The sequence below is a fragment of the Leucothrix pacifica genome (assembly GCF_003172875.1).
GTDB lineage: Bacteria > Pseudomonadota > Gammaproteobacteria > Thiotrichales > Thiotrichaceae > Leucothrix > Leucothrix pacifica.
This window is the reverse complement of the sequence record NZ_QGKM01000030.1, coordinates 1-26,195: the sequence shown is the minus strand read 5'-3', so window position 1 is coordinate 26,195 and position 26,195 is coordinate 1. Positions and strand designations below refer to the sequence as shown.

The window sequence follows — 26,195 nt, the reverse complement described above, 5'->3', positions numbered from 1 at the left end:
TCAGAGTAGGAGCATCAGGCTCCAGTACACCAAATAAGTTAAGTTGAATAGTTGAATCGGTTTTATGGGTTGCGCAATAAATTGCGTCGGGTTCTACGAGCTCCTTCAGTTGATATTTCTAAGCCGAGTTCTCTGCGTTGGCAGACGAGTAACCACCACTCGGCAGCGATAATACCGCGCTTCAAACCTTGAATTGAACGCTTTGTTTTTTTGTCACGGCGGACTGCACGGTAACATTCCTTGGCAGTCGTTCGAACGGATTCATCCGGGTCATACTGTTTGGTAAAATTTACCGTTTTATGCACTTTTCCACCTAGGTCGAACCCTAGTTCTGTTAAAGCCCTTAAATAACCCTTACGCCAGATTGATGATCTTTCGATTACTTGTTCTTCAGTATATTTACCCTCACTTGTCCTCTCTCCTTTTCGAAGACGAAGACGGTTTAAGCAGAATTCGGTCAACTCCTGGGAGAAAGCCATTAAACGTTTCCATTCTTCCACTTCGCCATAGCTAAGAAGTTGATCTTCAGAGCGTTTATATTGATACCGGCTAAGCCATTTTTCACGTTTTTCAGGGTCATCAAATTGGCTGTGCCTGAGCCAGTCTTCGGCAAAGTGATGGGCAAGTGCTGCGAAAGGTGAATTCCAGTTTACGTGCAGTGTACTAATACCTGATTCATCGCCTCGGTAAACTGATTTATCAGAAAATGGTGCTTGGGATGAGCGTAACAATATTAGGCGGTGACGAAGGGCTTTAACAGGCTCCACAGCATCTAGCTTTTGCAATAAGTCTGACAGTAACTCATGACCATCTCTTTCTACCGACTCTTCACTTACCGGTAGTTTGGAAAGCTTGCCCCGCAGAAGTCCAATGCCTTTATCTGTATACCGGAGGTTTTTTGTGGGTTCTGAATACTCTATCAGCTCTAATAGTTCTTTAAGCTGAGAGGCCCGCGAAAATTCTAAATCCCCAGTGAACTCCCTAAAGATAACTTCAATACTTTTTTCTATGGCTGGAAGGCGTAATTCACCACTTAATCGCCCGTTGGCCAATAGCGTCCATTCCGGCATTAGTTTCTCCGGAAAATTACTATCTTTATGCAAATCAATTAGAAGGCTATAACACCAATTCCAATAACTTTCCTGCCAATCTTTATCTCTTTCAGTAAATCTTTGGCCCAGACAAACAAGTGCTTCATCTATACCATTAAGACATGAGTTGCTCTGTTTTGAATAAGATACTTGTTTCAGAAGCTTCAAGTAATTAGATAGGGTGTAAAATCTTTCTTCGCTATTTAGGCTAGAAAGCCCTTCCTCGAAACCTTTCTTCCAGATGCTGAAGTGATTTGTATCCCACCACCTTTCACCAAAATAAAATAAAAGGGTACTCGGATCAAAATATGCATCATGCTTTAGAAAGCTAACAGCAGACTCATAAGCAGCATACTTAGCCCAAGTTTCTACTTGTTGTAGTGTTAGTTGTACGCAAAACTGCTCGAGAACATCGTTTCTGCGAGCTGTTTTCTCATTTTCAGATAAGCTATCAGTATTGTCGTCATTTTTCTCACAATACTCCCAATAAAATTGGTCTAACTCATTAGCCCAAAATTTAGTCTTTTCGCCTGAAAGCTCTGCCAAGTTGGTATATAGATAGAGCAAGAAAAATAATTCTCGTTTGGTTTCATCAAGCCACCTTTGAGCCGTCTTGAGCACTTCCGGCGATAAATCTTGTTCAGCATTCGTCAGCTCCTCTCCTAGCTTCTTCCATAAAAATTGAATTTCACCCAACAACTCCAAACGATGAGATGTTAATCGGTTTGCCTCAGCATCATATCTAATCCATGCTTTAAGAAACTCAATACCTTGTAAAAGGCCATGTGTGTTTTCAGTTGGAGGCCCGGGAAGTAGGTTTAATAAAGCTGCTGAAGTAAGGCTTTTGAGCTCAATACCAGAATCAAAGCCAATAACGAAAGGCATATGGAAAGCACAGTCTTTATTGAGCAGTAGACCAAAAAACCTCCAAAGAATTCTTCGCCTTTCGGATGGCTCCAATGACGTTAATGCTTTTTCATCGAAAAGTGCTTGTGAGAAGAAAAAATTTTCTCCATATACAGCAAGAACGAAAAAATTGAAGTGCTGCTCAAGCCCCAAGGCTTTTCCCAATCCCGTTTCGAAGAGATCATAGGGCGATGTCGGAAAGTATTTTTTTGCTATATTGGCCGAAATTTCAAATGGCGAAAAGCCTATACTTGGAGAGCTTTTACGATAATCAAACAGATTAAATATACTGTTATAGCTAAAATCAAAACCAGAATCCAAAAAATCCTGATCTCTTTTTTGCTGCAACCATCCACTAAATAGATGTTCAGCAGCTAGTTGAATTTCATCATTAATTTTAACCCCATACTCTTCAAGCGCTTGCAAGAATTGTTCTTTAGGATCGGATTTTTCATCGTGGTTCGCTACGTCAAGTAACGGATCTTTGTTGCACATGGATACTCCAAAATAAATAGGGTTTAGGTTTCACAAAATAATGAACCGTATTAATACGGTTTGCAGTTGAAACCTCCCGTGCATTAGAGGGGAGCGGTATAAGGTAGGACACGAAGATCCTGTAGCCGACTGCAACTTAGTCGCATATTACGGTACAAGCTTCAATGAGCTGAAGCAAGTAGAAATTTTCTCTCATTTGAGATGAGTCTGACAATTTCAATATACTGGGACTGTTTGACTGCCAGTAAACCATTGCCTAATGAGCGACACAGTTGCGCAAATCTCTGACTGTGAATACATCAACGGCTTGCATAGGAAAAACCTTTTAAATAGGTACACAAAGTGTAGCACTTTTTTACTTTAAGGGACCTTAGACTTGAAGATACTTAGGTTGTATGTCCCCATGGACGGTCATGCAGATATGGAGTTGATACTTGGAGAGGTTCTACAGCAAGTGTGCGTGTCGTCAGCATAATGCACAGTAATTGATGCGCCTCTATAGGTAGATATGCTTTCCTAAATAAACCGTGAGCATCCTGCCGATCTCCGACCGGATGCGGTCTTGCATTTCGCACAGCTTACTTCAAACAACCAAATTTACCATTATCATGCTTCCACTCACTTTCAGGTGGAATCGTTTCAAGCGTATCCCAATGCTCAACAATCTTGCCGTCTGCAATTCGAAACAAATCATAAAACGACGTGTGCTTACCGAGGAACTGCCCCTCAGAGACAGTCAGTACAAAGTTGCCTTCACCCAAAATGACATGATTTTTAGTGTATGTCATCGGTGTACCGGCATCTGCCATTGCTTTCATCGCGCCACCTAATGCATCCAATCCATCAGCTACCACCGGGTTATGTTGATGATAGGTTTCTGTAGAGACGTAATCGGTAATTTTACCGGGATTTTTGCCCAGCAATACATCATCCACAAAGCCTTTGATCAGTGCTTTATTCGCAGCTGTTTTATCCTAATCAACCACGTCAGTCGGGCCATCAATCTGAGTTCTGCCGGAAGCGGTAGTGCTGGCGGTTTCTTGTAAATTATCCCAATGTTCAACAATCTTGCCGTCCTCAAAGCGGAAGATGTCAAAACCGACTTTCGGGCCGAAGAAGTCATAATCAGTATGGGTAAAAACATAATCGCCGTCGCTAAAAGCGCGCACGACCTTGGCTTTACCTTTGCCATCCAGTGCCTGCAAGGCAGTACCAAAACCGGCTAAGCCATCGGCGATTAAGAGGTTGTGTTGCGTGTATTTTTCCGCATTGACATAACTAACCGGAGTTTGATCGCCTGTCTCGATGCTGTGTAGTAAAGCGACTGCTTTGTCTTTATTCGTCACTGCCATTTTGGTTTGCTCCTGAGTCGTTGTCGTGCTGTCGGCATAGCTGGTAAGTGGCGTGGTCAGAATCGCCCCGCCTAACAGGGTGCTGCTAATCAATGTGCTTAATAAACGTTTCATAATGAGGTTTGCTCTCTGTTTGATTCGGTAACTGAACTTTAAGAGAAGCGAGGCGGACGAGGCAGGTAGATGTAAACCGGAAAATGGTAAATATCGAACCTTTTGCTGAATACGGTGGTTGTTACTTCAGGAGAGGACTTTATTTTGCTGTTTAAACTGCGATGGAGTGAGCTGGGTATGTTTTTTGAAATATTTTACAAAATTGGTGGGTTCATCAAAGCCTAGTTCGTAGGCTAGTTGCTGACCGGGTTGGTCGTGGAGCGTCAGGCGGCGCTTAGCTTCTAAAATGGTGTAATTGTCGATGACCTGTTTAGCGGTTTGCTGGCTGACTTGTTTGCATAATTGGTTCAGGGTTTTGTAGGTGATATTTAACCAATCCGCGTAATTATTCGCATCGCGGGTCTGAGTAAAACGTGCCTCCAATAACTCGGCAAAACGATTGAAAGTCGCTAATTGTTTCTGGTTTTTCACATCCGCCACACCCGTTTTTTCGCGCATAACAATCATCAGTAAGGCAGAGAATAACAACATGATCACTACCTCCTGACACTGCGGATCAGCTAACTCCAAGGCCGCTTCATTAAGCAGTGTTTTACAGCGTTCTTGCAAGTCTGATGCAGGTGTGAATACAGGCTGCCACTGTGAGGTGAGGTAAAACGGAGAGAATAGTGGGGTGCGTGTATTGGTCTGTACTTGCTCAATGAAATCATCAGTAAACATCATCAGTCTACCTTGTAGTGGCTGACTAAAATCGAGGGCATGTACCTGATGTTTGTTGACGAAAATCAAGCTATCTGGTCCGAAGCGGTATTTTTTGAAATCGATGAAATGTTCGCCCTGCCCTAGTTCTATCTGTATCAGGAGATAGAATTCGACTCGGTGTGATGCTTCAGGGTTGTGGTTGAGTCCGGATTTTCGCTGTTGCAATGACTGCAGGTCGATAATTTCAATGCTGCGACCGTTTCCGGGAGTGAAAGCGATGTCAGGGATCATCATGGGTTCTACTTAGTCGTCCCTGATTAATAGACTTTAAGCAGCCAAACTCTCTGAGTGACGGGCATCAGTATCTGATTGTAGCTTTACTCCTGACGAGAAAAGCCATTGTCGTTGTCGAGTGCTTAGCAAATACCAAGCAAAACAAAGCCACTTGAGTAGCTTGCGGATGTTCTGCCCGGCACCACATAGAATGACATTGATCGCATCACCTGTTTGGCCTTTCAGATAGCAACGACCCAGCTTCCCATCTTGTTTCATATGGCCAATGATGGGCTCAATGCTGTTTCGCCGATTCAGTCGCCGTTGTTGCAATTGACTGATTCCGCGTTTTTGTCCGGCGATAATAATCGTGGCATCTCCCTCATAGCCACTGCCTCGATACCCCCTATCGACATAGGCCTCATCAATGGGCTTGTCATTGCACAGTGTCTTAACCTGCTCCAGTTGCTCGCTTAAGGTGTGCCCATCGTATGGGTTACCGGCAAAACTACGGGCACCGACCACAAAACATTCCCTAAGTGTGGTCGCGAAGCTGGCTTTTACACCAAATTCATAACGCTTATGGGTCTTACCTTTGCTCAAACATTCCGTTTCCGGTGCGTGCAGGCTGTGAAGCTTGTGCTTGCTATGTTTTTGTTGGTTCAACAACCGTTCTGCATAGAACAGCACTTTCACCTGCGCCTTACTGAGGTGTATATCAGGCGTTATTTTCCGTAGTAAATCACGGTAGACACAACCCAGCGCATTTTTGATCTTTTTCAGTACCTTTCGCATCCGTTTAAACTGCCTGACATGCGCGTAACGCCCAATCTTTGGCAACAAAAAGCGGGCCTGTTTCTGATAGGTTTGACGTAAGGATATGCCGAGTTCATGGGCCAATGTCACTAACTGCTTGCGTGACTGATTTTGTAGCTGACTATCGGTTGGGAAGCGGATGTTTTTCTCCTGAACGGTGGTGTCGATCACTACCCGTTTTAGGCTAGAGGGTTTAACCAGTTTGCTCTTGAGGCCCGCATCAATGGTGGCCGTTAATAACCACTCACAGCCTTCTTCGCCCAAGCGTTGTCGCCAACGGGTTAGGGAACTGGGGTTACAAGGGAACTCATGCTGGAAAAACGTTTCGCCGCAGAAATACTGCCAGTAAGGTGACTCTAACCATTGTTCAACCACACGCTCATCGGAGACCTTAAACGCATGCTCCAGATACAACAGACCGGCCACCAATCGCACCGGTAAAGCGGCGGCACCGGAGTTACTAAAGTGGGGAGCAATATGCCTCTCCAACAGTGCCCAATCTATTTGATGAGCCAGACGACACAGCGCATGATTTGGGTTGATCAAATCACTGAGCCGGGTCTTAAAGAGATCGTCCTGAGGATCATTGACAGTGGGTTTAGGCTTCATAAAACACACTCATTCTGCAACTTATTAGGCTGAGCGCAGCAAATAGTGAGAGATTGGCTGCGTTGAATGGCTATTTTATCAAATAATATCAATAGGTTAAATATTATTCAGGGTCGACTACTTAAGTCTCAGCAAGCCTAAAAAATAAAATGCCCTCCGCAAACGCGAGAAGGCATTAGTGTTTTCTGTGTCAGCCGTCCGTTATAAGTGGATCGATCTGCTTTTGGCTTTATACCAAAACAAGGCACTAAGTGATTAGCACGCCATGAAATGGTATCCCCGCTTAAACACATAGGCGCAAACGAGGTCAAAAACAGCTCAAATATTTTCAGATAAATTAAAAAATATTATAAACACTGATAAAACAGACGCTTAATTATAAACTACTTGGCAGATGCTTGTTTTTCCAGCCACAAGTAATACGCAGAATGATCCAGCTCAGCACCGTCGTAATCATCCACCAAACTTTTAAAGCCTGCCTCGACAGTTTGGGATAATGGTAAATCCAGCTGTGATTGCTCCGCTAAATCCATGGCATTGCGAATATCTTTTAACTGCGACTGACTGCGGCCACCCGGTTCAAAATCCCGATTCACCATGCGCAATCCATGCTGCTTTAAAATCGTGCTATCTGCAAACCCACCCTGCAGGGCTTGTTGCAACACGGCAAGATCACAACCCGCTCCTTCGGCCAGTTTAAACGCTTCTGATACCGCACCGATGGTGATTGCCACAATCAACTGGTTCGCTAGTTTTGCAGTCTGCCCGGAGCCAGTCGGGCCAATCAAGTTAGGCCGTCCCATTGCTTCCAATGCAGGGCGAGCCGCTTCCATTACCTCGGCCTCACCACCTACAAAAATCGTCAAGGTAGCATCGGCTGCACCTTTCACACCTCCGGACACAGGCGCATCCAGATAGCGTTTATTCAAACTGGCCGCCAGACTCGCTAACTCAATATCACAAGCCGGTTCGACAGACCCCATATTGATGATGATTGCACTGTCCGGTGCAGCATTAATGACATTATTTTTATCCAGCACCAGTCGGGTAATTTCACCATCGGCCAGCATGCTAATAACAACTTCAGCGTGTTTCACTGCATCCTCAGCCGTAACATGAACAGTGGCCACATCAGCAAGTGCTTCAGCCTTCTCGATGCTGCGATTCCACACATGCATGTCATGGCCAGCCGCCTGCAAACATCGCGTCATTGGCGCGCCCATCAAACCAGTTCCGAGTAGTGCGATAATCATGCTTTAGCTCCTGTGTTTATGCTGCGTGCTTTTGGTAGCGACTCTCACCCATGGTATAAGTCGCCTGGATATTGCGGTCTGACCCTAAGATCATCAAGGCGAATAACTGCTCTTTGAGATTATGAGTATGAGCCATGCGTCGCTCCATTAGCGGTGTCGCTGTCAAATCAAGCACGATGAAGTCAGCTTCCTTACCGACTTCAAAATTACCAATCTTATGCTCCAGTTGAAGTGATTGTGCACTTCCTAAAGTTGCCTGATAAAACGCCTGAAACGGCGATAAACTCTGCTCATTCATTTGCAGCACTTTGTAGGCTTCGTTTAGAGTTTGCAACATGCTAAAGCTCGTCCCACCACCAACATCCGTCGCCATACCCACCGGAATACCCATGACTTGAGCGGTGTTCATATCAAACAGTCCGCTGCCCAAAAACAAGTTCGACGTCGGGCAAAATGCCATAGCAGTTTGGGTATCTGCCATGCGCTGGCGATCCTGTTCGTCAAGGTAAATACAGTGCGCGTACATCGCCCGCTTTCCCAGCAAACCGTAATGATCATAGACATCAAGATAACTGCGACTCCATGGGAACAATTCTTTAACCCAAGCCACCTCATCCGTGTTTTCTGCAACATGAGATTGCAGGTAGACATCATCAAACTCCGCAAAAAGTTGGCCAGCTAATTCCAGTTGCTTTTCGGTGGATGTGGGCGCAAATCGAGGTGTTATCGCGTAACTTAGACGATCTTTACCATGCCATTTTTGGATTAAATCGCGGCTTTGCTGATAGCTAATTTGCGCAGTATCGCAGAGATTCTCCGGCGCATTACGATCCATCATCACTTTACCGGCAATTAAGCGCATGTCTCTGCTATTGGCGGCATTAAAGATCGCATCGATGGAGTTTTCATGCACCGTGGCAAACACCATCGCAGTGGTCGTGCCATTGCGCAGTAGTTCATCACAGAAGAAGTTTGCTACGTCATTCGCCAAATCAAGATCAGCAAAGCGTGCTTCCATTGGAAAGGTGTAGGTGTTTAACCAGTCCAGCAATTGCGTGCCGTAGCTGCCGATGACATCCGTTTGCGGATAATGCGTATGTGTATCGATAAAGCCGGGCATGATTAATTTGCCGGAATAATCAGTGACATCAAGTGACAAACCTGCCGCCTGGTAGCTAGCCAATAACTCCTTAGCGTCACCGCAATCACGGATGTGACCACTTTTGATTACCAGTAGGCCGTCCCCGAAATACTCATAATACTGAGCATCATCACCTTGCTGAGCAGGGTTAGCTGTGAAATGTAAGATCGACGCGCGATAAGCCCTTAACACTGACGCAGACATCGCTTATTGCTCCGCTGCCCAAAAGGCGATCTTAGCGCGTTCTTCATCGGTCATTTTACTCAAGTTAGCCAGTGGCATGTACTTACTGGCAATTGTGCTGGCAACCAATGCAGCGTGTTGTTCTAACTGCTCCGGCGTTTCCAGAATGATGCCTTTGGGTGGTGCATAAAAGCCCGGGTAATTTGGATTTGCAGCATGACACATCGCACATCGGGTTTGAACGATTGCCAACACGTCAGCATCACTCACGGCAGAAATGACCGGTGCATTTGGATCAACCTTTTCCGGCATTGGCGACTTATAGGTATTCGGCGCCATCGCTATAATTAAGGCCACCAATAACGCTACACCAAACACAGGGTACAACCACACCTTTTTGCCTTGATGCTTTAACACAAAGAATTGACGAATAAATACACCGGCTAACATAATCACCGCTAACACCAGCCAGCCTTTCTCGTGACTAAACGTCATGGGGTAATGCGTACTGATCATAATGAAAAGCACTGGCAGCGTGAAATACGTGTTATGCACCGAACGTTGTTTACCAATGATACCGGGGCGACCATCCACCGGCTCACCGGCGCGAATCTGAGCCACCATGCGGCGTTGTCCGGGTATAATCCGCATCGCGACATTCGCGACCATCATCGTTCCCATAATGGCACCAACATGCAGGTAGGCGGCACGGGCGCTAAAGATTTGGAACAAGGCGTAATCGATCGCAATAATCAGCACAAATACCAGTCCGGCTAATAACTTATCCCTACCCTCTAGATAGCGGCAAAGCTGATCATAGACAATCCATGACAGTGCGATAAAACCAATACTGATAGAGATAGCCTGCGTGCTGGTTAACTCCATCACGCTATTATCAATCAGGTATGATTTTGCACCGATCCAGTAGATGATGAGCATCATCCCCATACCAGACAGCCACGTGCTATAGGCCTCCCAATACGACCAGTGAAGATTTTTGCTGAGGGGTTCATCCTTAGGGCCTGTCAGGAACTTTTGACTGTGATAAAAACCACCACCATGCACTGCCCACAACTCACCATGTACACCGCGCTTTTTATCTTCATCCTTTTTTGATGGGCGAATAGAGTTATCGAGCATGACAAAATAAAATGAAGCACCAATCCATGCAATGCCCACAATTACATGCAGCCAACGCATCAATAGATTGGCCCAATCGAGTAAATACGCTTCCATAGTGATTCCTAGCTTGGGTGAATGCTCACAATGTATTAGATTTAGGGGCGTTTGTCTTGCTCCAGTTGGCGCTTATCGTCAGCGACAGCAAACCAGAGTAAAAAAGTGGCCTATGGTGCCAGGGTGAGAAGTTGTGCCGCCACAGAAACAGCAATGACCGCCGGCGCTTTATCCTGAATTCCCTCAATGCCGATAGGACAAATCAGATTACCCAGCATGCTCTCTGACATGCCGCGTTGTTTAAGTCGCTTGCGAAAAGACTTGCGTTTGGTTTGTGAGCCGATAAGGCCGATGTAAGGAAAGCCACGTTTTAGAGCCGCATCAACCAGCTCAAAGTCCAACGTATGGCTGTGCGTCATGATCAGGCATCGACTGTTTGCGGGTGCATCCATGACCTCGGCAACCGGATCATCATGACAAATAACTTTCACATCAGGCAAAGTACTGTCAGGGAATAATGACTCACGCTCATCCACCCACGTGACATCAAACGGCAAGTTTTGCAACACTGCTACCAAGGCAGACCCCACATGACCCGCGCCAAATAAAAGCACGGGTAATCTGTTGGTCTGCGCTTCTTGTTGTTGCAAATACGCTTCACACCATGCCTGATCTGGTGCGACAGTGTTGAAGGACAAACTCACCCAACCACCGCAACATTGACCTAAACTGGCAGCCAGCGGGAACCGATGCGTTTTATCCGGCGTATTCTCAGCGAGTTGCTGCCGTGCCAGTTTCAGCGCTTGATACTCAAGGTTACCACCGCCAATCGTTCCATAGAAATGATCCGATGTGACGAGCATGGCTGTGCCGATCTCACGCGGCGTTGAGCCACGTATTTGCTCAATCGTGACCAGCACCGCTGCCTCACAGTCAGAACCGGCTCGGAATGTTTGAATCCAGTGGGCCATTAACTACCGTTACGCTCTCTCAAGATTCACCGAAGCCCGATCTCGTACCAGCGTATTGGCATGATAATCACGCACCGCCTGCTCAATCTCTTCACGGGTATTCATCACAAAAGGCCCACCCTGAACAATGGGTTCATTGATTGGCTGACCGCTGACAACGATGAAACGCGCACCTTGTGTACTCGCTGAAACATCAACATCTTTAGGCAAGGTCAGCAACTCATCCTCTGTCACAGACTGGCCATTCACTAACACCTCACCATCAAACACATACAGAAAACTGTTATTCGATTCTGGTAAATCGTATTGAAACGACTGATCTGCCCTCAACGTTACATCCAGATAATTGACTTCGGTCGTCTCATCCTGAATGGGTGAAACTACGCCATTGAACTCACCAATGACCACTTTCACATCAGCAGCCTCAGTGTTAACAATCGGGAACGCATCAGCGGTATATTCCTGATACTCCGGTACATCCATTTTATTGGCCGCAGGCAGGTTAATCCAAAGCTGAAAGCCATGCATCACGCCATCTTCCTGCTTTGGCATTTCAGAATGAATAACACCACTGGCCGCCTTCATCCATTGCGCACCACCGGGGCCAAGGTTGCCCTTATTGCCCATGCTGTCTTCGTGCGCCATATCGCCCTCAATCATATAGGTGAAAGTGATAAATCCGCGGTGTGGGTGCGGTGGAAAGCCTGCGATATAGTCATCAGGGTCATCGCTACTGAAATGATCCAGCATTAAAAACGGGTCGTGATGACGAATAGCGGCTGTACCGATAGAACGTTTCAGGCTGACGCCCGCACCATCGGATGTGGATACTGCTTTGACTAGTTGTTGTGTTTGGGAACTCATAACCATTTCCTTTCAAATGAGTGATGGGTTAAGTATGTCTGTTGCTGGTAGCGGGATAAAGTTTGGTATTGAGAAATTATTGTTCTTTTATGGAGAACAAATATTACAACTTTCAACATTTACCAAGTCACCTGCACAACTAGGGCATTATGACTTTCACGGTGTATTAACTGATCATCATCGGACAGATTCAATAAAAACCTGTTTTTGACAAACTTACCGAGGATGTAAATACCCTTTAACTCTGGAATTTTATAAGTCGGGTTACGAAATAACCCAGTAAAAACCAAACTCACTGTGATTATTTGATACCAAGTTAAATAAATTCCGAGTATTTTTCCAACGCTAAGCAAGTCTGAGGCAGTTCCTGCTTTCTAAGAATTAACAGAAGCTCCTCGGCAGTCTTCTCAGGATTTTTCAAACTTTGACGCATCCTTTTCAATGCTGAACAAAATAACGGTGCAGAGAGCTCGAGCTGATAATAAAGAAAGTCATCAGGATGAATCGCCTCTATCGAAAAAGGCTTCAAAATGTCTGATGGAAAGTCTTTCAAATTTTTAGTCACAATAGCATCTGCATTACAGCGTATTGCTGCGGCTAGCACATGCCTGTCGTCCTTGTCGGGTAATTCCAGTGAATCAATCAACGGTTCATATCCGGTAACAAGTGCATCCGTGGCATGCTTATTCATTAACGCCTTTACTCTTTCCAGCTTTACACGCTCGAAGCCGTCTCTACGTAGTAAAGCGTTTATCCATTCTTCATGTATCTGATCCGTCCAATGGGCTTTAAACAAGTCAGTTACCGCAAGATGCATCAGTAAATCACGCAACGGTGCGGGATACAAAACACAGGCGTCCAGGACTACGGAGAATTTTGCCATCTGTTAGTCGTACCCCATCCCCATTTCCTGAGAAACGGAAACCAACTCATCTAATACCTCATGCCGTTGTTTGGTGATTCTTTCCTTATATTCAATAATATTTTTGGCCAACACTTTTCGATGTGTCCCAACTTTGTGAAAATCAATTTCACCTTGCTCAAGTAATTTAACTAGATGCGGGCGACTTACATTTAAGATATTCGCGGCTTCTTGTGTGCTTAGCTCCGCATGTATTGGCATGATATTAACTGCATTACCCTGTGAAACTTCGGATAACACATTTAACAATAACTGAACTACAGGGCCGGGCAAAATCAGGTCATCACCCTGACCTTCATTTCCTTTGAGAGTCATGCGTACACGATCCATATCGGCATACTTAGCAAGTATCCGACTGGACTCTTTAGCTTGAGCAATGTCTTCCTCTGATGGTGGCAGAGGGAATAATTTTTGTGAATTGGGCATGTTCTAACTCCTCAGTCTTATCGTTTAATATACCACTAAACGAAATAAACGAAAGAAGTAGATTGAACTACAGGATAATCGCTGACTCAGTCGCCGCCACCTTTCCAATTCCCCCAAGGATCTGCAGCACTACCGGGGCCATTTGAAGTACTGGAAGAAGATTTCTTATCACTCTTCCATGGATCACTACTGCGCGACTTCCCAAATCCCGCATTTCGCCTCTCGTTGTACGCCTTACTCGAACCTCGACGCGCCCCCGTGTTCTGATCTCTCAGTGCGACTTTTTTAGCCCGCTTTTCATTTTGGATTTCAGCATCTTCCAGACTCAATACCGCAGGCTCCCGAGGCTTTTGGTGCGCTGGCACAATGCGCTCTCTGGGCGGCAAAGCAAATTGCTCAGAAGATACTTTTGGCAAATTTTTATATTGGTACAGATAAAACACTTCAACCTTATGACGCGCCCATTCGGTCTTTTTCAAAAACTTCACACTGGCAGCAATGCTTGGATTATTTTTAAAACAGTTGATGTTTAGATAAGCAAATAAAATTGGAAAGCCATAATGATCGACGATTTCGGTCAGCATTTGTTTTAAACCGACACCTTGCAGCGGGTTGTTGTAATCGATCTTGTCAGTCATATCGGCATCCGGAGGCGGGGGAAATAATGTGGCCAGTATACCTTTGCGAGTGCATACAAAGTAGCGCCGAGATGTATTTATCATTATTCTGACAACGATAGCTACTAACAAGCCCGGCGGGGGGTGTTTGTGGATTTTCAGGTGAAGCGTTTTGGTTGTATCACTGACCGCCTACCCCCTCAATATACTCCTGCAACTTAGCCTCAGCCTCATCCCCAAAGAAGATCTTACACGCCTCTTTCAAGCCCGGCGCATCGATAATATCTTCATGCCTGACCACCTGAGAAATCTTAGAACGGCGTCGTAAGAAATCCTCGAGCTTAGTAATCATTTCATACTGCGCGGTATACTCAATCTCGCAGCGCAGGTATTCTGCATTTTTCATCAAGCGCTCGGCTTGGCGCGGATCGCGTCGAATATCTTCCAGTAGCTCCAAAGAGCGACCACCATAACGGCGCCATAAACGCTGCGTCAGCGGCTCAGAAGAACCCTCCACGGTATAGTCATCCAGATTCATCAATTTCGCCTGATGATAGAATTCATCACGCACAGTATCGTCATCTTCACCGTACCATTTGAAATTATTGAATGGCAGATCAATGCCCATGTCACGTACCAAGTCCGCAATCTCGTCACCGACGTTTATACAGTCAGTTGTTTTACCGCCGAAGATACTGATGTGCTGATCTTCTCGGTTCACATCCACCGCATGTTTACGCGACAGCTGCACCCAGTTAGCAATACCGTCACCGCCCTTTTGTGCAAGTGGGCGTACACCACAACGCTCTGAAATGATATCGGCCTTGGTAATCTTTTTATCCAGTTTGAGCAGGGAGTTTATGTTCTCTAGTACGAATTCCCGATCCTCCTCTGTGACGGTAACCTCAGGACTTTCCACCTGTGTATCGGTGGTACCAACACAGGTTTTATTACCCATCGGAATCACAAAAAACAGACGGCCATCACTGGCGAAAAAGGTAAGGATTCGCTTCTCTTCAGTGACCTGATCGATGATTAAGTGGATACCTTTAGAGAACAGGTGACGGTGCTCGGTTTTTTGTTCAACTAGCTCGTTTTGCTTATCCACATAAGGGCCGCAGGCATTGATCAAGGCTTTGGATTTTATGGTGAAGGTCTCACCGCTAATGGTGTCGCGAGCGGTGGTCACCCACACGCCATTAACCCGCTCCGAGCCGGTGGACTCCACATAATTGGTCGCCACGCAGCCGTAGTTCATGGCGGAGCGTATGAAGTTAAACACAAAGCGGGCATCATTATCGTAGAGGTAAGCATCTGAGTACTCAAAACCACCTACCGCATTATCGGTATTAATCGCAGGCTCGCGTTTTTGAATCTCATCCACACTCATGTAGTCAGGACGCTTGGTAAAAAACCGACCAATCATCCAGTAAAAAATTGTTCCCAAATACACAAACCACGACGGAAAACGAAAACCATCGGCAATAGTCGTTAAAAAGCGAATCTCTTTAACAGTGGAAGGATAACTGCGCATCAGGTGATTTCGGCTTTTGCACAGCTTATTCACCAACAAATATTCGTGCGACTCCAGGTATTTGATCCCACCCCAAGCAAGGTTTGAAGAGTTGGAGCTGGTCAGTCCGGCAAAGTCACCACGATCAATCAAAGCAACCTGTGCCCCTTTGGCTGATAGCGATGCCGCTGATACCGCACCATTTATACCACCCCCTAAAACCAATACATCAAACACACGATCATCGTTTCTAAGGCGTTCGATATTACTGTTTCTTAAGTGCATAAGGCTTTCCGGAAAATAATGTGTTTCATAATGCAGTCAATTATCTTCGTTTTATTTCGCTTATTCAATATTATTTTCGTTTTATTCGTAGAATGAACTTAACGCAATTTTTTCGCAGCGGATTAGTTTGTATTGTTCAGACTATAAACCTCACGCGTACCACGCGTTTCAGTGTCCACCGTAGCGTGATATTGCATTCCTGATTTGATCAGGGCCGCCTTGGAGCCTGTATTATCAGGCAACACTACGCCTAATAATCGACGGCGACCCAATACTTCAAAACCGAATTTTATCTGTGCTTGCCCTATTTCAGTGGCGTAGCCTTTTCGCCAATGGCTACGTCCCAATACAAAGCCAATTTCATAGTCCTGCTCATCTAAGACGTTACACGGCAACAAACCGGAGAATCCGATAATCTCTCCCGACTCCTTCAAAGTCAGTACACCCAACTTTTTACCCGTCCCACTAAAATCAAAGTTGCTTTCAAAGAAATCTGATGCCTCATCAAGGTCGAAGGTTTTGCCATAAAATGCCTGCGCCATTACCTCAGGGTCAGAGAACACATTCTCATACAGCACAGTTATGTCCGCAGATTCAGCTGCGCGTAATATCAAGCGTTCTGTGGTAATTACCGCGGTCACATTATTTTCCTTTTTGATTTTCCCATGAGTTTCGCACTATCTTGATGCCTCGGTTATAAAAAACTAATCCCCGTTTCCAGATTCATTATGTCATTCACGAGAGTACAAACTGATTAAACTGACCCGCAGATTATAAGGCTTCAGTTACTTGTTCTTATCTTATTCACAATACAAAAGAGCCGACACAGTCCCCATCACATTCGATGAAAGCGTGCCGGCTCTGTTCACTAATCAGTCAGAAAGCTTTCTGGGCTGTCAGTACGATTTACCGATATAAATTACTTCGATAAATCAATCTGGAAAATGGCGAATCCGTCCGCGTCTTTCTCACCAGTGTTTCTCAGCTGCGTCAATGTCTTGGCAAACTCGGCCGCATCTTCAGAGGCTGATGAACGTAATGTTACGATCACTTTGTCATTGATTGGCTTGAAGCTCCAGTTGCCATCAGCCGAAGGATCGAAACCATCCTTGTTAGCTTTAGCCTGTTCAGCAATATAATCCGCAACCACCTGACGGTTTTCATTTGGCGCTTTAATCGCCACGTTATCGCCATTCACATCCGGGAAGTTACCGCCACCTGAGGCGCGATAATTGTTTGATACCACAAGGAAGTCTTTGGCGTCATCAATCGCTTCACCCTTGTACTGCAAATCAACAATGCGGTTAGCGTCTGCATTGGCGACCGAGCCACCTTTGTTGTACTTCGCAGGCTCCGTTACATCGATCTTGTACGTCACACCATCAATAACATCAAAGTTATAGCTCGGGAAGTCTGTATTAATCAGCTGCTGAGTTTCGGTGCTGTCCGCATCAATCTGATTAAACTGTCCGGCAGACATTTCCAACCACTCACGAACCTGTGCGCCCGTTAGCTTGAGGATTTGCAGCGTGTTCGGGTAGATATACATATCCGCCACATTGCGATAGGCGATATCACCAGCAGGTACATTGGTAAAATCAGAGGCTCCCTGACGACCCGCACGGAACGGTGCAGCCGCTGACAACACAGCCAGACCATCGTACTCGGTACCCTGAATCAAACGCTCCCCATACCACACCTGCGCATCGCTCACGATCTGGATAGAAGGGTCATCCTGCGCCAGTGCGAAGAAGCTATTTACCGGTGCTGCGATTTTCGCAAATGGCTCACTCACCCACTTATCGGTGGCGTCGTGTTCTTCTTTTACGGTTGCGGCCACTGCTTCATCGGCTGCGACCTCTTTTACTGAACGCAGCTCAGTGTTGAAACCTTTAACCGACCACTCGCCGTCTTCGAGTGCCAGGTCTAAATCAATCAGACCAATATGGTTGGCCCAGAAGCCTGGCATCACCGCGGGAATCCCGTTGATACTGCCTTTTACATTATCAACCCCCTGATCTTCAAAGCCATTGTATGCCTTTCCACCGGGGAAATTGTTGTGTGCGTGACCAAACAGAATCGCGTCGATACCCTCAACTTTAGACAGGTGATAAGTAGCGTTTTCCTGCATCGCTGTAGGGCTGGAAACCTGTAGTCCGGAGTGAGGAATAGCAACCACCAGATCAGCGCCCGCTGCCTTCATTTTAGGCACATAAAACTTAGCCATCTCAATGATGTCTTTACTGATCACTTTGCCTGTCAGATTAGCCTTGTCCCAGTTCATGATTTGAGGCGGTACAAAACCGATAAAACCCACCTTAATGGCATGCTCTTTACCATCCGCATCTTTCAGGTTCTTATCAACAATAATATAAGGCTGGTAAGCAGGTTTATCGTTAGTTGGATCATTATCGCCATCATCAATAAACACATTGGCGCTCACATAAGGGAAGTTAGCGCCCTTTAGTGATTGATGCAGGAAGTCCAAACCAAAGTTGAATTCGTGATTACCAATATTACCAACCACATAGTCCAGCGTATTCATCATTTTATAAGCGGGATGAATTTTGCCAGCTTCGATGCCAGCGCGTGCCATGTAGTCCCCCATCGGGCTACCTTGTAGCAGATCGCCATTATCAATCAACAGACTGTTGTCCACTTCTGCGCGCGCTGCTTTAATCAGAGTCGCTGCCTTTGACAAACCAATCTTCTCGTCCGTCTTACCTTTGAAGTAATTGTAATTCAACAGATTCATGTGGATGTCTGTTGTTTCCATCAAACGCAATTTGAGCTGAGCATTGCCAGCTGTACTATCCGCAAAGCTAGCGCCTGAAGCCAGCAAAAGTGATAAAGCAATTGCTTTACTTAACGGTTTCATCATTTTCACAGCAAGTTCCTTCCTAGTAGATTATTCTTTGTCGCGCGATTTTAATCGCTCCCTATGACAGCACTATGACATACACCAAGACCATTGATTAAGGTAGGTTTGCCAAAAACTCTGCGATATCGTCATACACTTTGTTGATATGTCGCAGCGGTTGAGCAATTGATCCTATGATCATGATGTGATTCGTTTTGGGGTAAAAACGAGTACGAACATCCGCACCACTTAGTGCTAACGCCTCTGAGAATGTCCGCGAATGATAAGGTAACACACGCTTATCATCAGCTCCCTGCAACAGTAACACAGGCGGTAAGCCCGGGGTAATATAATCTATGGGTTGTGAACGCTTGCCTGCGCCATCAAATACACCAACGATTTCGGGGTATTCCAACGTTAGGTCGTAGGGACCTGCCAAACCAATAAATCCCACCGGGCGTCCCTTGACGCGTTGCTTATTGAGATAACTACGGTCGGTAAATAGCATCGCAGCGGAATGCGCACCGGCAGAATGCCCCATCAGTACAAACTCATCCAAGGGGCGTCCCAGCAAAGTATCTGAGCGCAGTTCGGTCTCCTTGATCGCTTTGGCCACATCTTCAATAAACACCGGGAATTTCACCTGTGGGTACAACTGATAATCCGGAATAATCACCGCATGACCGAGTTGCGTCAGTGCATGACCTATGAATTTAAAATCTGTTTTGGTGCCCGAACGCCACGCACCACCGTAAACAAACACCACTGGCGGTTTACCCTGATCAATCCGTGGACGATAAATATCCATTTGTTGACGCGGTAATTTCCCATAACTCAGGCTACGCACAGTGTAATGATTTTCTGTCAGCGAGTTATTGATTTGTTCAGCAGGGTTAATTGAACAACCGGTAAGCACACTGCCACCGAGTAGAGTGAGGGTAAAGGCGAGAAGCAAACGAATATTTTTTCTGCTCATAATTCTTCCATTTATTTTACAACGAGTCGAGAAACAGGCTTTTTTTCTATGAATCAGTGTAACACTGACGCGTTCAGAGACAAGCGGATAAGGCTGTCTTATTAAACCGTAAGTGCAATGACCTGTAATCAACACACATCCTTAATATGATCATAGTATGCTAGACGCTTAGAGTTACAATAATTTGTAAATACCATGTGGCTATGTTTTAAAAAGCCGGATAACACACTCAGGAACACACTATGCGATGGGAATGCGTCATTTTCGATCTTGACGGAACGCTGGTAGACAGCGAAATATTAAACTTTCAGGCTTATGCCGAACTGCTTCCTGAAATAACGGAGTCTCAAGCGTCACTGATTAAACGTTATGAAGGTATGCAGCTCGCAGCAGTGGTGAGCGACATCGAAGCACGTTACAAACTCAGCTTACCAGAGGATTTTGAAGACACATTTCGGGAGCACATTCGTGGCTTATTCGAGCGTGGGCTTAAGCCGATTCCGGGTATTCCAGAGTTATTACCATCCTTAGCACAACGTAAGTGTGTTGCCTCAAACGCCCCTCAGCGTAAGCTGGCGCATGCCTTAGAAGTCGTCTCGCTGACTGAGCATTTTGATGGAAATGTTTTTAGTGCTTATGACATTGCTGCATGGAAACCAAAGCCGGATTTATTTCTGCATGCGGCGGATAAAATGGGCTTCAAACCCGAGCAATGCGCCATCATTGAGGACAGTCCTACTGGCGTTGAAGCGGCGTTGGCAGCCGGTATTCAAGTGTTTCATTACACCCCTAAAAAAATGCAGCGGGAGTCCAAGGCGGGCTATCAATCCATCCTGCACATGTCTGAGTTATCCGATATTTTGACGGCCTGAACAGGGCTATTTAGGCAAATAAATCCAGCTATCCCAGCTATCTCGCATCGGCTACAATAGCGACACTAATAAGCAATACATTTCAGGATCAAGACATGCCAAAGGCTAGTGAAATCAAGAAAAATACCGCGCTGAACTACAACGGCCAAACTTACATCGTCAGAGATATCGAACGCTCCGTACCTCAGGGCCGCTCTGGTGGAAGCCTCTACCGCATGCGCATGTACGACGTGGTGACTAACAGCAAAATCGACGAGACGTTTAAAGACTCTGATATGTTGGAATTGGCTGACCTGACGCGTGTACCGGTGATGTTTTCGTACATCGACGGCGATGAGTATGTGTTTATGAACACCGAAGATTACACGCCTTATAATCTGGCAAAATCAACGATTGAAGATGATCTGCTGTTTATCACTGAAAGTACTGAAGGTATTCAGGTGATTATTGTTGATGACATGCCGGTTGCGCTGGATTTACCGACCAATGTTGAGTTGGAAATTGTTGAGACGGATCCATCGATTAAGGGTGGTTCTGCAACGTCACGCACTAAGCCAGCTATTTTGACGACGGGGCTGACGGTGTCTGTTCCTGAGCATGTGTCTACTGGCGATACGATTCGTATCCATGTGGAAGAGAAGAAGTTTTTGGGTAAGGCTGATTCTAAGTAACCCCTCAGTTTTAATACGGTCTCCGGTTTACTTTACTCACACAGGCTGCGCTTTCTTATCGTTCCTAGAGTTAGACAATAAGAAGCTCAGCGACAGTAACACCAGAGGCCTGCTCTATGTCATTATCCACAACTAAGCGCGCTTATTCTCCCGCATCCAAATATACAATCCCGCAGAAACAGTGATCAGCGACCCGATTATCGTATAGCGATCAACCACCTCACCCAGCACTACTATTCCTAGCCCAATACCGTAGATAATTCGCACATAGCGAAACGGTGCAACGACTGATATTTCAGCGATTCGCACAGATTGCGTCACCATCATTAACCCCGACGCGGCTGCGATAACCAAACCGATTAAATACAATGCAGTCGTAAAATCAGGAATCTGGCCACCTCCTGTCACCAGCCACATGATTGCTCCGGTCACTGCTAAAGTGATTGCGGAAAAGAATGACAATAACAAACTAGAGACGGATGAATCGGTGAGTCTGGCACCAATATCACGCATGGCCATACCAACCACAGCAAGCAGCGCCATTAATGAATACTGGTCAAAACCACTCATTCCGGGTCGAATCACGATAAGCACACCGATGAAACCAATGACCAATGCAACGATGCGATGAATACCTACCTGCTCTCCCAGAAACAACACGGCTGACAGCGTGAGCAATAAGGGTAATGTTTGAATTATGGCTGTGACGGTAGAAAACGACGACAAGGCTAATGCGACAAACATGCTGCATGCAGCAATAATCTCACCGGCATTACGTATCAGGACTGATCGCAGAAAGAAGCTGCGAACCACCACTTTCTGACCTGCTTGTTTCAACATCAACAGATAAACGAGAGAGCACCCAACACCGAGCGCCATCATGATTTGCCCCAGTGCTAGTTGATATGATGCCAGCTTTATCAATAACTGATGTTACGCAGTAGAAACTCTTAAGGCCTTTAATTCTTTAAAGGCTTGCTGCAGCGCTTTTGTATAAAGTCGTGTTTTCATGGCGAACTTATTCAGTCCTTGTTTCATGCTGAGTCCTTCTAATCTGGCCGTCGCATACAGCGACATAAAAATGTGATTACTCTGGGTTCTGACTGTCTTGGCAGGAGACTTTGCCATACCCGTGTTGGACTTAATGCTCTTGTGAAAGACTTCCACTTTCCACCGTTTTTGGTAGATCGTTTCAAGGGTTGTTTTAGTGGCGCTTAACTCATTGCTGATCAGATAAAGTGTGCCCGTACTGCCATCTTTGTTTGTAAAAATCTGTCGGTGAAATAAGACAGGAAACGTTAATCCTTTCACCCAACCTTGTACGGGACCTTCTGGCCATTCAATCGAGTCAATCCGGGTGAAACGACCCTTTGCCTTGTCTTCAGAGGTTAAGGCGACCAAGCGATTACTTTTCAAGGCAAAAATGAAGTATTTCTGTAGCGTTTGATGGATGTACTTCATGTTGTCAGCGGATGAAAACCAGCTGTCTGCCAAGGCATAGCGCCATTTCAGCTGGTTTTGACAACAGACTTTAAGCATCCCTCGTAGCTGCTCATTTTTAGTCACCTCGCTCATGCGTTTCTCACGTTGAGTCTTCACATCACAAAACCGGATAGGCTTTTTAACCAACTCAAAGGCCACAGGCAAGCTTGTCTCGTTGGCATAATACAAGCAGTTCAGAAGGTTAATCCCTTTCACTGAGCGATTGACCGTGTGATCGAAATGCCAACAGATCAGTTCGTTTTCTTTACTGTGAGGTTTTGCCTGTATGGTGTCATCGAAAATCAGTACGCCATCATCTGCTTCGATCTCACGAGCGGTTCGTTTAATGACTTTCCAGAGTTCCTTTGACGTGAAGTCTTGCTGAGATAGAAAGCGCGTAATCTGGTCATGGTTCACTGCACCATCAACCAGCTCTGAGAGTCCGGTGGCCGTGGTATAGCTGAATGACGTAATTAGGTAGTCTGTGTATAAATCAAAAATATCAGGTTTAGTCATGCGTTGATATTTTATACGAAATACCACTTACTGCGTAACATCAGTTACTCATACCGACAAACCCTTCCATGCTTACTCACTAGGTAAACAGCGTAATGAAGATGCCATCGAAATGGCACGCATTGCCAGGGGTATCAGTCACGAACAACTAGAGCAGGAACCCAGTCTATTTACCATCATTAACAGTAGCTCGCCACTACGCCTCGATGAACCGATGTTGCAAGGGATTATTGAGATGTCACGGCGCAATCAAGCGGTGGTACTAACACCATTTACCTTGGCCGGAGCGATGGCACCCGTCACTATCGCGGGCGCACTGGCGCAGCAAAATGCTGAGGCTTTAGCAGGTATTGCATTTACGCAGATGGTTCGCTCAGGCGCACCGGCAGTGTACGGAGGCTTTACCTCCAATGTGGATATGAAATCCGGTGCGCCAGCGTTTGGTACTCCGGAATATATTCGTGCTGCACAAATTAGCGGGCAATTAGCACGTCGTTATGGACTACCTTTTCGCTCGTCTAATGTGAATGCCGCCAACTCGATGGATGCCCAGTCAGGTTATGAATCCACCATGGCATTGTGGGGTGCCATCAGTGGAGGGAGTAATTTTATTATGCACGGTGCGGGTTGGATGGAAGGCGGCCTTAGCGCCTCTTTTGAGAAATTCATATTAGATGCTGACCTACTGCAAATGATGGCGGCGTATTTAGAAGGTATCGACATAACTGAAGCCTCGTTAGCCTTGGATGCGGTCAAAGATGTTGGGCCGGGCGGTCATTTTTTTGGTACTGAACACACCATGTCTCGCTACAAAAATGCATTCTATTCACCACTGATTTCAGATTGGCGCAACTTTGAAAGCTGGCAAGAAGCCGGCAGCCCAACCGCGTTACAAAAAGCCAATCAAACGTACAAACAAGTGTTGGCGGAGTATGAGAAACCACCTCTTGATGAGGCAATAACAGAGGAACTCGCAAGCTTTGTTGCGAAACGAAAGGAAGAAGGTGGTGTCGCCACTGATTTTTGACCGGCACTAATTGCCGTTTTCACAATACCTTCAGGAGTAACATTAGACTTCTGGGTCAAACCGAATGGAGAAGCGCGTGAAATCACATGTACAGGTAGCAGTTATTGGCGGCGGCGTGGTCGGTGCGAGTGTGTTGTATCATCTCACCAAGCTGGGCTGGAAAGATGTAGTGTTGATTGAACGCTCAGAGCTAACCTCCGGCTCCACATGGCACGCAGCCGGTGGGTTCCATACGCTCAATGGCGACACCAATATGTCGGCATTGCAAGGTTACACGATCGAGCTGTATAAAGAATTGGAGCAAGTTTCCGGTCAATCCTGCGGACTGCACCACGTCGGAGGGCTCACTCTGGCGACCACCAAAGAGCGCATGGACTACCTGAAAGCTGAACGAGCTAAGCATCAGTATATGGGACTGAATACTAGTATCGTCGGCCCTGATGAAATTCGTGAAATCTCACCCATCACCAATACCGACGGTGTCATTGGTGCACTCTATGACCCATTGGACGGCCACTTAGATCCCTCCGGTACTACTCATGCCTATGCCAATGCCGCAAAGATACAAGGTGCTGAAATTTATCTGCATACCCATGTTAACGAACTTAATCAGCGTAGCGACGGTGGCTGGGATGTCGTTACCAACAAGGGAACAGTCGTCGCAGAACATGTCGTCAATGCAGCTGGCTTATGGGCGCGTGAAGTCGGGCATATGGTCGGGATTGAACTACCGCTGCACCCGATGGAGCACCAGTATTTGGTCACTGATGACATTCCGGAAGTTTATAACCATCACTGTGAGCTACCACATGTGATGGATCCAGCTGGCGAAAGCTATTTACGGCAGGAAGGTCGCGGTCTGGTAATTGGCTTTTATGAACAAAACTGCACCCCCTGGGCCACCGGAAAAACTTCATGGGATTTTGGTCATGAGCTGCTAGAAAATAATTTAGACCGTATTGGTGACTCACTCGCGATTGCATATGATCGCTTTCCGGTGCTAGCCGAAGCTGGCCTTAAAACCATTATCAATGGCCCCTTCACTTTCGCACCTGATGGTAATCCGCTGGTTGGCCCTGTACCCGGTTTAAGCAATTTCTGGTCAGCCTGTGCCGTAATGGCGGGATTCAGTCAGGGTGGTGGTGTTGGCCTCACACTTGCTGAGTGGATGGTTGAAGGCGAGCCTTCCAGAGATGTGTTTGCCATGGATGTGGCACGTTTCGGTAATTTTAGTACCCGTGCGTATACTCGTACCAAGGTCATCGAGAATTATCAAAAACGCTTTTCCGTCTCCTATCCCAATGAAGAATTACCGGCAGGTCGGCCACTGCACACGACTCCCCTTTATGAAATTTGGGATGCACAAGGTGCAGTATTTGGCCAAGGCTTTGGCATGGAGCATGTCAATTATTTTGCAAAAGCCGGTGAACCACGATTTGAAACACCCAGCTTTAATCGATCCAATGCTTTCGAAGCGGTTGGCGAAGAGTGCCGGGCAGTTCGAGAAGCAGTCGGCATCAATGAAGTTCACAATTTTGGGAAATTTGAACTCACAGGTAACAAGGCAACAGAGTGGTTAGATGTCATTATGGCAGGACGCATTCCAGCTATCGGGCGTTTAACCTTATCCCCCATGTTAAGCTCCAAAGGCCGTATTATTGGCGACTTCACCATTTCCCGCTTAGCCGAAAACCATTATCAACTTACCTCCTCTTATGGGGCGCAGGCCTATCATTTACGTTGGTTTGAAAAACATTTACCTGAGACTGGTGTCACCATTAAAAACATCTCAGATCAACGCATCGGCTTACAAATCGCCGGACCAAAAGCGCGTGATGTGCTGGCTCAAGTGACCAACCTTGATGTATCCAATGACGCCTTTCGTTTTCTGGATGTAAAACAAGGCGAAGTCGGTTTATGTGATGCCATTATCCAGCGAGTCAGTTACACCGGTGACTTAGGTTATGAAATTTACGTCAACAGTAGTCAGGTTGTGAGTTTATACAAAAGCCTTAGTCAGGCAGGTGAAGCTTATGGGATGAAACCGTTTGGAATGCGCGCGCTCTGTACACGACAATTTAG

General features: G+C 46.1%; 23 protein-coding genes. 4 read left to right on the top strand and 19 right to left on the bottom strand.

Translation table 11 applies throughout. The features are described from left to right. Positions 1 to 62: 62 nt before the first annotated feature. The 17 genes from DKW60_RS11695 to DKW60_RS11620 all read right to left on the bottom strand — a co-directional run bounded on the left by DKW60_RS11695 (position 63) and on the right by DKW60_RS11620 (position 19,545). Entirely contained in the window at positions 63 to 2,492 is a 2,430-nt protein-coding gene (locus tag DKW60_RS11695) for a hypothetical protein (RefSeq protein WP_109837838.1), read from the bottom strand. Positions 2,493 to 3,070: 578 nt separating this feature from the next. Continuing rightward, positions 3,071 to 3,415 (bottom strand): nuclear transport factor 2 family protein, encoded by a 345-nt coding sequence (locus tag DKW60_RS24025; protein WP_219988728.1) that lies wholly within the window; start codon positions 3,413 to 3,415, stop codon positions 3,071 to 3,073. 51 nt (positions 3,416 to 3,466) lie between these two features. Further along, a complete protein-coding gene (locus DKW60_RS24020; protein WP_219988727.1) occupies positions 3,467 to 3,958 on the bottom strand; it encodes a nuclear transport factor 2 family protein in 492 nt (163 codons plus the stop codon). Between the two features lie 126 nt (positions 3,959 to 4,084). Beyond that, positions 4,085 to 4,954 carry an AraC family transcriptional regulator gene (locus DKW60_RS11685; protein ID WP_109837837.1) on the bottom strand — a complete coding sequence of 290 codons (870 nt, stop codon included), beginning with the start codon at positions 4,952 to 4,954 and terminating at the stop codon, positions 4,085 to 4,087. A 33-nt stretch (positions 4,955 to 4,987) separates the two neighbouring features. Continuing rightward, the gene (locus DKW60_RS11680) at positions 4,988 to 6,358 is read right to left on the bottom strand and encodes an IS5 family transposase (protein ID WP_245929693.1); all 1,371 of its coding nucleotides are present in this window, start codon (positions 6,356 to 6,358) and stop codon (positions 4,988 to 4,990) included. Positions 6,359 to 6,741: 383 nt separating this feature from the next. Then, positions 6,742 to 7,611 (bottom strand): NAD(P)-dependent oxidoreductase, encoded by an 870-nt coding sequence (locus DKW60_RS11675; RefSeq protein ID WP_109837836.1) that lies wholly within the window; start codon positions 7,609 to 7,611, stop codon positions 6,742 to 6,744. Positions 7,612 to 7,627: 16 nt separating this feature from the next. Next, complete coding sequence (gene guaD, locus DKW60_RS11670; protein WP_109837835.1) at positions 7,628 to 8,956, bottom strand: guanine deaminase; 1,329 nt, start codon at positions 8,954 to 8,956, stop codon at positions 7,628 to 7,630. A 3-nt stretch (positions 8,957 to 8,959) separates the two neighbouring features. Continuing rightward, the gene (locus tag DKW60_RS11665; protein ID WP_109837834.1) at positions 8,960 to 10,171 is read right to left on the bottom strand and encodes a urate hydroxylase PuuD; all 1,212 of its coding nucleotides are present in this window, start codon (positions 10,169 to 10,171) and stop codon (positions 8,960 to 8,962) included. A gap of 110 nt (positions 10,172 to 10,281) precedes the next feature. After that, on the bottom strand, positions 10,282 to 11,082 hold the full coding sequence (gene xdhC, locus DKW60_RS11660) for a xanthine dehydrogenase accessory protein XdhC (RefSeq protein ID WP_109837833.1): 801 nt from the start codon (positions 11,080 to 11,082) through the stop codon (positions 10,282 to 10,284). Positions 11,083 to 11,091: 9 nt separating this feature from the next. Beyond that, a complete protein-coding gene (locus DKW60_RS11655) occupies positions 11,092 to 11,946 on the bottom strand; it encodes a pirin family protein (RefSeq protein WP_109837832.1) in 855 nt (284 codons plus the stop codon). Positions 11,947 to 12,262: 316 nt separating this feature from the next. Continuing rightward, a complete protein-coding gene (locus DKW60_RS11650) occupies positions 12,263 to 12,829 on the bottom strand; it encodes a PIN domain-containing protein (protein WP_109837831.1) in 567 nt (188 codons plus the stop codon). Between the two features lie 3 nt (positions 12,830 to 12,832). Continuing rightward, the gene (locus tag DKW60_RS11645) at positions 12,833 to 13,294 is read right to left on the bottom strand and encodes an excisionase family DNA-binding protein (protein WP_109837830.1); all 462 of its coding nucleotides are present in this window, start codon (positions 13,292 to 13,294) and stop codon (positions 12,833 to 12,835) included. A gap of 86 nt (positions 13,295 to 13,380) precedes the next feature. Continuing rightward, complete coding sequence (locus tag DKW60_RS11640) at positions 13,381 to 13,932, bottom strand: VF530 family protein (RefSeq protein WP_109837829.1); 552 nt, start codon at positions 13,930 to 13,932, stop codon at positions 13,381 to 13,383. A 160-nt stretch (positions 13,933 to 14,092) separates the two neighbouring features. Next, the gene (locus DKW60_RS11635; RefSeq protein ID WP_109837828.1) at positions 14,093 to 15,709 is read right to left on the bottom strand and encodes a glycerol-3-phosphate dehydrogenase/oxidase; all 1,617 of its coding nucleotides are present in this window, start codon (positions 15,707 to 15,709) and stop codon (positions 14,093 to 14,095) included. A 122-nt stretch (positions 15,710 to 15,831) separates the two neighbouring features. Then, a complete protein-coding gene (locus DKW60_RS11630) occupies positions 15,832 to 16,350 on the bottom strand; it encodes a GNAT family N-acetyltransferase (RefSeq protein ID WP_181389674.1) in 519 nt (172 codons plus the stop codon). A gap of 278 nt (positions 16,351 to 16,628) precedes the next feature. After that, entirely contained in the window at positions 16,629 to 18,590 is a 1,962-nt protein-coding gene (locus DKW60_RS11625; protein ID WP_245929696.1) for a bifunctional 2',3'-cyclic-nucleotide 2'-phosphodiesterase/3'-nucleotidase, read from the bottom strand. Between the two features lie 94 nt (positions 18,591 to 18,684). Further along, positions 18,685 to 19,545: an alpha/beta hydrolase gene (locus tag DKW60_RS11620; RefSeq protein ID WP_109837826.1), complete on the bottom strand. Its 861-nt coding sequence runs from the start codon at positions 19,543 to 19,545 to the stop codon at positions 18,685 to 18,687. Positions 19,546 to 19,787: 242 nt separating this feature from the next. Between DKW60_RS11620 and DKW60_RS11615 the strand changes: the two genes are divergently transcribed. Both DKW60_RS11615 and efpL read left to right on the top strand, forming a co-directional pair. Further along, positions 19,788 to 20,417: an HAD-IA family hydrolase gene (locus DKW60_RS11615; RefSeq protein ID WP_109837825.1), complete on the top strand. Its 630-nt coding sequence runs from the start codon at positions 19,788 to 19,790 to the stop codon at positions 20,415 to 20,417. Positions 20,418 to 20,512: 95 nt separating this feature from the next. Further along, complete coding sequence (gene efpL, locus DKW60_RS11610; protein ID WP_109837824.1) at positions 20,513 to 21,088, top strand: elongation factor P-like protein EfpL; 576 nt, start codon at positions 20,513 to 20,515, stop codon at positions 21,086 to 21,088. 132 nt (positions 21,089 to 21,220) lie between these two features. On the opposite strand, the gene DKW60_RS11605 is transcribed toward efpL, so the two are convergent. After that, entirely contained in the window at positions 21,221 to 21,970 is a 750-nt protein-coding gene (locus DKW60_RS11605; protein WP_109837823.1) for a DMT family transporter, read from the bottom strand. Positions 21,971 to 22,021: 51 nt separating this feature from the next. Then, positions 22,022 to 23,086 carry an IS701 family transposase gene (locus tag DKW60_RS11600; RefSeq protein WP_109837822.1) on the bottom strand — a complete coding sequence of 355 codons (1,065 nt, stop codon included), beginning with the start codon at positions 23,084 to 23,086 and terminating at the stop codon, positions 22,022 to 22,024. A 13-nt stretch (positions 23,087 to 23,099) separates the two neighbouring features. On the opposite strand from DKW60_RS11600, the gene DKW60_RS11595 reads away from it, so the two are divergent. Next, positions 23,100 to 24,113: a trimethylamine methyltransferase family protein gene (locus DKW60_RS11595; protein WP_109837821.1), complete on the top strand. Its 1,014-nt coding sequence runs from the start codon at positions 23,100 to 23,102 to the stop codon at positions 24,111 to 24,113. Between the two features lie 76 nt (positions 24,114 to 24,189). Continuing rightward, positions 24,190 to 26,195: GcvT family protein (locus tag DKW60_RS11590; RefSeq protein ID WP_109837893.1), on the top strand; the 2,006-nt coding region annotated here is incomplete at its 3' end.